This window comes from Sphingopyxis sp. KK2 (genome assembly GCF_001990265.1).
Taxonomy (GTDB): Bacteria; Pseudomonadota; Alphaproteobacteria; order Sphingomonadales; family Sphingomonadaceae; genus Sphingopyxis.
Genome location: NZ_LYVN01000046.1, coordinates 20,858 through 27,618, shown reverse-complemented (window position 1 = coordinate 27,618; position 6,761 = coordinate 20,858). Strand labels below are relative to the sequence as shown.

General features: G+C 67.4%; 5 protein-coding genes. 1 reads left to right on the top strand and 4 read right to left on the bottom strand.

Translation table 11 applies throughout. The features are described from left to right. The 4 genes from B1A78_RS09930 to B1A78_RS09915 form a co-directional block, all read right to left on the bottom strand. Positions 1–1,188, bottom strand: a 1,188-nt coding sequence (locus tag B1A78_RS09930; protein WP_144037759.1) for a TRAFs-binding domain-containing protein, incomplete at its 3' end; no start/stop codon positions are given. Then, positions 1,185–2,369 carry a TIR domain-containing protein gene (locus B1A78_RS09925; RefSeq protein ID WP_077146808.1) on the bottom strand — a complete coding sequence of 395 codons (1,185 nt, stop codon included), beginning with the start codon at positions 2,367–2,369 and terminating at the stop codon, positions 1,185–1,187. The genes B1A78_RS09930 and B1A78_RS09925, both read right to left, overlap by 4 nt. A 25-nt stretch (positions 2,370–2,394) precedes the next feature. After that, on the bottom strand, positions 2,395–3,423 hold the full coding sequence (locus B1A78_RS09920; protein ID WP_077146807.1) for a glycosyltransferase: 1,029 nt from the start codon (positions 3,421–3,423) through the stop codon (positions 2,395–2,397). Between the two features lie 87 nt (positions 3,424–3,510). Next, positions 3,511–5,229, bottom strand: coding sequence for a DUF885 domain-containing protein (locus B1A78_RS09915; protein ID WP_083734028.1), 1,719 nt, complete (start codon positions 5,227–5,229; stop codon positions 3,511–3,513). 128 nt (positions 5,230–5,357) lie between these two features. On the opposite strand from B1A78_RS09915, the gene B1A78_RS09910 reads away from it, so the two are divergent. Then, complete coding sequence (locus tag B1A78_RS09910) at positions 5,358–6,680, top strand: MFS transporter (RefSeq protein WP_083734026.1); 1,323 nt, start codon at positions 5,358–5,360, stop codon at positions 6,678–6,680. The last annotated feature ends 81 nt before the right edge of the window (positions 6,681–6,761 follow it).

Here is a 6,761-nt window from a genome sequence, read left to right as displayed (position 1 = left end):
GACCGCGATCGTCACCGTGCGCCCGCCATGCCCCTGCCACAGCGCGATATCGGCATTGGTCCCCGCGATCGCATCCGCACTGCGCGCCGCCACAGCGGGGTCGACCACCGCGAGCTGGATCGCCTCGCTCTCAAGCTCGCGCGCGCGCAGCTTCGCCAGCCCCATCGCGGTGTGCGAGCCGAGGATGAACTGGCAATCGTCGCTGACAAAGCGCGACTGGCTCGCATAATGGACCGTCGCCGCACCGTCGCGACAGCGGATGTAGCGCGCAACCCATTCCTCGCCGCCCGACCGCACCGATTGCGCGATGAAATCCTCCTCGGCAAAGGGCAGCACGATCGTCAGGTCGATCTCGCGCGCGATCGCTTCTTCGGCAAAGATGATGTCGGCGCCGCAAGCCAGTGGTCCGATCAGCGCCGACAGCGGCTGCGCGTCGAGCGCCTCGGCGATCGCCCGCCGCGCGCCGTCCTCGCCCGCGCCGCCGGCGCGAAACATCCGTCCGCAATAGACCCCGACCGGCGGCGGCCGCAGCAGCGCGACGATCGCCGCCGCGCCGTCGGCGTCGATCGCGCCGCTCTCGGCCAGCCGCGTGAACTGGCGGCAGGTCGACGCCCGGTCGCCGGCGCGTGCATTACCCGCGATGTCCAATCGCTGCGCCCGCGCCACCGCCTCCTCGCTGCGCCCCAGCAACAGCAACGCCTCGACCAGCGTGACCGCATCCCAATAATTGTCCGCCGCGCCCGCCGCGGCGATCGGCTCCGCCAGCGCCGCCGCGCGCTCCTTGTCGCCAAGCAGCGCATAGAGGCTCGCGGCGTTGATCGCCGGAAAGCTCGCCCCCGACACCTCCCACGCATGGCGATACGCCGCCGCCGCCTTCTCCAGAGAGGTCTGCCGCTCCTCGCGCGGTCGGTCGAACGCCCGGTCCTTCCAGATCCGCCCGGCGAGCGCGAGGCAATCGACGTCGCCCGTCGCGCCGAGCGCCAGCGCCTCATAAAGATGCATCGCGCCCAGGCTGTCGCCCGACGCCGCCAGCGCGCGCACCATCTGGTAGCGCAGCCGGACGCTGTCGACGCCCGCCCGCCGCGCCGCGGCGGCACAATCGAAGGCGCTCAGCGCATCGCCCTGTGCCAGACGATACGCTACCTCGGCTTCGGCCGCCGCCGCATCCGGCGCCGCGCCATCGCTCATTGCGCGGCGGCTTCGGCCGATTTCAGCAGCGCTACATTCGCTTTCTCGACCGAGGAGAGCTGCACATTGTCGGTCACCGGCCTGTACCAGGCGAACTGGCCGAAATGCTCGCGCAGCACCGGGTCCTTGAAGCGAAACCCGTTGCGCGCGAAAATCTCGTTGCGCGCAAAGCGCAGTTCGAGCGCGCTGAATCCCGCCACATCGTCGGCGCTCAGCAATCGCTGCGACGAATCGGGGATCAGCAGGTCGCCCGGCGCGATAGTCGCGGCGACCGCCCCGGCTGACGGCGCCGAAGGTGCGGCATCGGGGTTCGGCCCGTCGAGCACGCGGATCAGCTTGCGAAACATATAGCCGGTGGTGCCGTCGCCCTTGCGCACCCGCCACCAGTTTCCGCGCTGCTGATACGTCAGGAACTTCTCGCCCTCGAGCACCTTGCCGAGGATCGCCGACTGCGACGAAGGTTCGGCGCGGATGTTGGTAAAGCCCTCGGGATCGTCGATCACCGCCGCGAGCACAAAAGCCTCGACCGGCGCCGCGCCATCGGCACCGGCGTCGGGATCGGCATCCGCCACCACGCTGCTCTCTCCCGTCGCGTCGCTCGCCACGCTGCCTTTCGGCGCGGGCTGCATCAGCCACCAGGCGAGCGCGGCGCCGACGATCGCAACCACCCCCAATATCCACGGCAGCGGCGACGATTTGGGCACAGCCGCCCCGACCGGGATCGCGACCGGCGCGGGGGCAGGCGCCGGCGCGGGCGCAGGCACCGGGGCGACCGGCGGCGCCACCGCCTCGCGCCCGCATAATTCCTCCAGGCTCATCAGCACCTTGCGCCAGCCGCTATGATCGGGCTGGCCATGCCAGTCGCCAAGCTGCGCGAACTGGATCTGGTTGAACGGCAATGGCGGCATGACGTCATCGATCGCGGTCTGGACCAGCTTTTTCTGGTTGCGCGCGACATCGGCCTCGGCACGCACCCATTCGGATTGCGCCGACGCCTGCGACCAGACGACGATCGCCGCCTTGGCCATGCCGATCTTTTCGGTGATCACGTCGCCATAGCTGCGGTGCGGGGGCAGTTCGGCGTCCCACCACACCTCATAGCCCGCGGCGGCGACCGCCGCCGCGATTTCGGCGACGCGCGGCTTGTTGTCGCGCGAATAGGAAATGAAGACATCGACCATCTGTTCGCCCCCTTGCCGGGGCAGGCTAACCGCGCCGGGATCGATTGGCCAGCCTTCGCGTGCCCGACGCCCGGCGCACCAGCGCCAGCGTCAACCGCACCGCGCGATCGAAGCGTCCCCCGGCGAAGCAGCGTAGCACCGCCCGCCCGCCGCCGGTCACCGCAATGCCCGCCGCGACCTTGGCGCAATAATCGGCGAATTCGCCCTCGCCCATCGTCGCGACACCGAAACGCAGCTCGGTCAATATCTCGGCCTCCATCGCGGCGCCGACTCCCTTGCGCCCGACGAGCGCATCGACCTCGGCCGCCGCGGGCAGTTCGTCGAGCCCCGCGAACGGGTCGCGCCGCCCTGCCATGCGCTCGGCATGCGCGAGCCGCGCATAGACCGCCTGCCGCGTTTGCGGGGCATTGTTGACGACGCTCATCTGCCCCGGCGAGCGACGATAATGCAGCAATATGTCGGGCAGATTGTCGATGTCGGCGATCTCGGAAAGCCGCAGGAACAGGTCATAATCCTCGCAATGCCGGAACGCCTGCCGATACAGGCCGGCATCGCGCAGCGCCTGCGTCCGGAACATCGCGCTCGGATTGGCGATCGGCTGGCGGTGCGCGAGTTCGGCGCGGATCGTCGCGACGCCCATCGGCTGGCGATAGGCGGCATCGAGAACTGCGCCGTCGGCGGAAATCTCGATGAACTGCGTGCCCAGCGCGCCGAGCGCCGGTTCGGCCTCGAGCCGGGCGAGCTGCTTTTCGAAACGCAGCGGCAGCGACAAATCGTCCGCATCCATGCGTGCGACGAACGGCGTGTCGACCAGCGCCAGCATCCGGTTGAGGCTCGCGACGATGCCGCTGTTTTCCTGCACGATCAGCCGGATACGCGGGTCGCCCTCCGCCTTCGCCGCCGCGATCGTCCCCGACCCGTCGGTCGATCCGTCGTCGACGATATAGAATATGAAATCGCGCATCGACTGCGCCAGGATCGAATCGATCGCCGCGCCGACGAAGGGCGCCGCATTGTGCATCGGCATGATCACGCTCAGGCGCGATGCGGGCATCGTCGGGCTTTCCAGGGCAGCGTCGGTCGCAGGCCTCTTAGCAGGCCTGCGACCGATGGCTACCGGGATCGGCACCGTTTCGGAAGGTCAGAAGACCGCCTTCGGCGCATCCTCCTTCATCATCGCGGCGCGCACCATCGGAATCGGCGGGCCGCCATAGGACAGGAATTGGTCGTGGAAAGCCTTCCACTTCGTCTTGTCGCCTTTCGTCCAGTCGTCGCGCAGCTTGCGGATCATCAGCTTGCCCATCGTGTAATTCAGATAGGCGGGATCATAGGTGCCGCGCGCCGCCTGTTGCTGCGCGTTGCCGGCATCCTGATAGCATTGCTCGCGGAACAGCTTTTCGGACTCGGCGACGGTCATGCCCTTGGTGTGCAGACCGATCGCCGACAGATAGCGGCAATCACGCAGCAGCGCGTTCGACAACTGGCCGATATGCGTTTCGGGGTCGCCGGCACCCAGCCCCGCGTCCCACATCATTTCCTCGGTATAATGCGCCCACCCTTCGGCGAAGGCATAACCGACGAACAGCTTGCCGAAGATGCTCTCCGAGCGGTTCGAATGGAGGAAGTTCAGGAAATGCCCCGGCCACACTTCGTGGACCGAGGTGAACATCAGGTCCTTGCGCCCGGGCACGAAGCCGTCGCGCGTCGCCTGATCCCAGGCCGGGTCGGGCGGCGAGATGTAATAGACCGACGGCAGGCCTTTTTCATACGGCCCCGGAATGTCGATATAGGCGCTGTTCTGCCGGTTATACGGCGGCGATTCCTCGACCAACGCCTGCTCGGTGCCGGGGATCGTGACAAGGTCCTTCTCGACGAGGAAAGCGCGCAGCACGGGAAGCTGGCGCCGCGCCTCGGCCACCGGGCCGTCGGCGGGCTTGTCGGCGTTCATCTTCGCCATGCACTCGGCGATCGTCTTTCCGGCGGCATAGGTGGCGCACGCGGCCTTCAGCGCATCCTGGTTGCGCTTGAGATCGGCTTGCCCCACCGCTTCCAGTTCGGCGAGTGACGTGTCGACGCCCTCGTTGGTCAGGATCATCTTTGCGAAGCGGTCGGCGCCCAGCGCGTAGCCGTCGGCGGTGCCCGGCTTCGATCCGACATAGTTGGCGAGGTCGGTCATCGCCGCGCCCGCTTTCGCCACGGCCTCGTCGAACTGCTTCTGCAGCGCCTCGTCCTTGACCTCGGCAAAGGCCGCCTTCGCATCGCCCTTGTAGTAATCGGCGAAGCCCCCGAAACCCGCAGTGCCATATTTGACGAAGGTCGCGGGCAGCGGCAGCTTCAAATTGGCCTTGATCTGCGCGGCGGCCGCCGGGACCTTTTCGGCATAGGCAATGAACGCCTTCATCCGCGTCGTCGCATCGGCATAGGGCCGCGCGATATAGACATTGGGATCGAGCGCGCCGGTGTAGAAGGCGGGGTTCTTCGCCGCAAAATCGGTGTCGCGCAGGAAGAAGAGCTGCCCTTCGGCAACCTTGATCAGATAATCGCGCTCGAACTTCTCGGCGTTGGTCATCTCGCCATCAAAGGCCTTGGCGTCGGCAATCGTCTTTTCGAGGAACGCCGCCTGCTTCTCCAGTCCCTCGGGCGACCAGTCGGGCAACTGCCCGTCGAACTCATGCTTGCCCTGATAGACCGCAAAATTGGGGTTGAGCGGGAAATAGCCCTTCAGGAAATTGTCGCGGAACTCGGTCCAGTTCTTCGCCGCGGGCGCCGAGGCCGACTTGTTGTCCGACGCATTGCACCCCGCGAGAACCAGCAGCGATGCCGCCAGCGCGGCGCCGACGCGGGCAAATTTGCGTGTCATATCTTGATACTCCCCGATGACGATCGCGGCGGTTTGCCACCATGACGGACGCGTGACACCCGCTAATCGACGAACGGCAGACCTATGCGGTCTGGACAGCCACGAAAAGCCGGTTAGGGCGGATCGCAATGGCAACGATCCTCCCGCCCGACGCCGACGAACCGGCGATGCCCGAAACGCCGTCCAGGGCCCCCTCGCCGCTCAGCTTCCCCGATTATCGCTATTATTGGCTCGCGCGCTTCACCGCGGTGATGGCGACGATCGCGATGGTCGTCGTCATCGGCTACCAGCTCTACGACACCGCGCGCACCGATTACGGCATGTCGATCAAGGAGGCGTCGTTCCAGCTCGGGCTGCTCGGGCTGTTCCAGTTCGTGCCGCTCGCGGTTCTGACTCCCGTCGCCGGCTGGGTCGCCGACCGCTTCGAACGGCGCAGCGTCGCGATCTTCTCGAACCTGATCGACCTCACCATCGCGTCGGCGCTCGCCTGGTTCACCTGGACCGATGGCCTCACTCTGCCGCTGCTCTTCGGCCTCGGCGCGCTGCACGGCGTCGCGCGCGTCTTTTCGGGACCGGCGATGAGCGCGATCGCGCCGAACATCGTTCCCCCCGCCGTGCTCCCGCGCGCGATCGCGATGAGCAGCATCGCCTGGCAGTCGGCCTCGGTCATCGGCCCCGCGGCCGGCGGGCTGATCTACGCCGCGCATCCGACCTCGGTCTATATCTTCTCCGCCACGCTGCTCGCCGTCTCGGCCTTGATGATCAGCCGCGTCCGTCCGGTGCTGCCGCCGCCCGCCGAGGTGCGCCGCCATCCCTTGCGCGAGATGCTCGACGGGCTGCAATTCACCTGGCGCGAGCGTTTCCTCCTCGGCACGATCACGCTCGACCTCTTCGCGGTGATCCTCTCGGGCGCGACCGCGCTGCTCCCCGTCTTCGCGCGCGACATCCTCCACAGCGACCTGATGGAAAACGCGACGATGCTCGGCCTGCTGCGCGCCGCGCCCGCGCTCGGCGCCGCGGTCGTCGCGCTCGGCCTCGCCTGGCGTCCGATCGAGCGCAACGTCGGGGTCAAGATGCTGTGGGCGGTCGTCGTCTTCGGCGCCGCGACGATGGCCTTCGGCCTGTCGACCAACCTCTTCCTCTCGCTCGCGATGCTCGCGCTGCTCGGCGCCGCCGACATGTTCTCGGTCTTCGTGCGCGGCACGCTGATCCAGCTCAACACCCCCGACCATATGCGCGGCCGCGTCAGCGCGGTGTCGGGGCTCGCCATCTCCGCGTCCAATGAACTGGGCGAGATGCGCGCGGGGTCGATGGCCGCCGCCTTCGGTCCGATCACCGCGGTCGTCTTCGGCGGCGCCGCGGCGATCGGCGTCACCGCGCTATGGGCGTGGCTCTTCCCCGAGCTGCGCCGCGCGCGCACCTTCGAACCTCAGTTCAAGACGCCCGGCTGACGCATTTCCGCGCGCTCGCGAAAGGCCGAAATCAACTCGTCGCAATCTGCCTTCCTTTCGCCACAAAGTGATTGTCAATTT